The organism is Vibrio sp. Vb0349 (assembly GCF_033338975.1).
On the sequence record NZ_JAWOTS010000245.1, the window covers coordinates 1 to 1,302 of the forward strand.

Here is a 1,302-nt window from a genome sequence, read left to right on the forward strand (position 1 = left end):
ATAACAAAGGCAAGCCTATCGCTTGCCTTTGTTTTATCTAGCGTTTGGTTATTGAGCGTTTAACCAAGCGGGTGACGCATCAACCATTCTTTTTCTTGCTCGCCATAAATGGCTTTTTCTGTATTCGTAAAGCCACAAGCCGAGAAAAAGTCGAGTGCACCTTGATGGCTATTTGGTACTGTCACGCAAAGCGAGGTGCTCTCTGGGTCGATGGTATATGCGTACACAAACAGTTTTTTCAGCGCCTCTGCACCAATACCTTGGCGTTGAAAGCGGCGATCAATCATCAAATAATTAAGGCCCAACTCATGCCGCATTGCAAAAGGAGCATGCTGAGCAAAACCTTTATCAATGATCAGGTAGCCAACGGTTAGGTAGTCCGAATAAATAGTAAAAAATACTTCTGACTTGTTTCGCTTTTGGTAAGCCTGTTCAAACGGCTTGGCAAATCCTATTTGCTCTTCCTGCACGTCCAATTGCATCAAACTCGAAAAATCTTTCAGTTTGGTTGGTTTAATAGCAATCATGGTTTCAATCACGAGTGGGTGGTGGATGGTCTCACCACCTAACAAAAATGTACGAACGTCTTTAACTTTCATCCAGTTATAGACGCTAGTGATACCCAAATCACTTCGCACACTTAGCGCGAATACATTATGAAGTCATTTGGGTATCAGCTAGTTTAAGTAACTCGCGGCATTAAGAAAAGCTAGAAATGCAGAGGATAGAAGTAACCTTGATGAATGTAGGCTCCTAACGTTGTGAGTAAGTGAGCACTATCTGCGGTTTCGACGCCTTCGACGATGACTGTGCAGCGGTAAGTGTTTCCCATCGCAATCAACTGACGCAGCGTTTCCACTTTCTTATCGTCCGACTTTAAACCAATCACAAACTCCCGATCTATTTTCAAATAATCTGGATTGATTTTGCTGATAAGTGACACGTTGTTGTTGCCAGTACCAAAGTCATCAATGCTGATTTTGCAGCTCAGTAATTTTAGTTTCGCGACGTTGTCGTAGATCTCGGATGTGTAGTACATGGACGCGTTCTCCGTGATTTCGATGGTCAGTAAACGGCAGTCTCTGCTCGCGAGTTCTTGATAAAGAGTCGAGAAGTTTCTACCTCGTAGAAGAGAAGGGCACACATTGATGCTGATGGGCACCAACAAAGTCGGCTGTTTGGCGTAAATTGCTCGGATCACCAAGATCGTGTGGATCAAAAGCAGTCCATTGCTGATGAGTGTTTCGATGAACCTTTGGGTGTTCTTCACTTTGAATCGAGAAAGGGCTTCGTAGTGAATAT

2 protein-coding genes are annotated in these 1,302 nt (G+C 43.6%); both read right to left on the reverse strand.

The annotated features are described in order from the left end of the window. Nucleotides 1-59 precede the first annotated feature (59 nt). The gene (locus tag R7Q47_RS24910; protein ID WP_021448879.1) at nucleotides 60-527 is read right to left on the reverse strand and encodes a GNAT family N-acetyltransferase; all 468 of its coding nucleotides are present in this window, start codon (nucleotides 525-527) and stop codon (nucleotides 60-62) included. A 182-nt stretch (nucleotides 528-709) separates the two neighbouring features. Beyond that, the coding region (locus R7Q47_RS24915; RefSeq protein ID WP_318089971.1) for an EAL domain-containing protein at nucleotides 710-1,302 on the reverse strand (593 nt) is incomplete at its 5' end.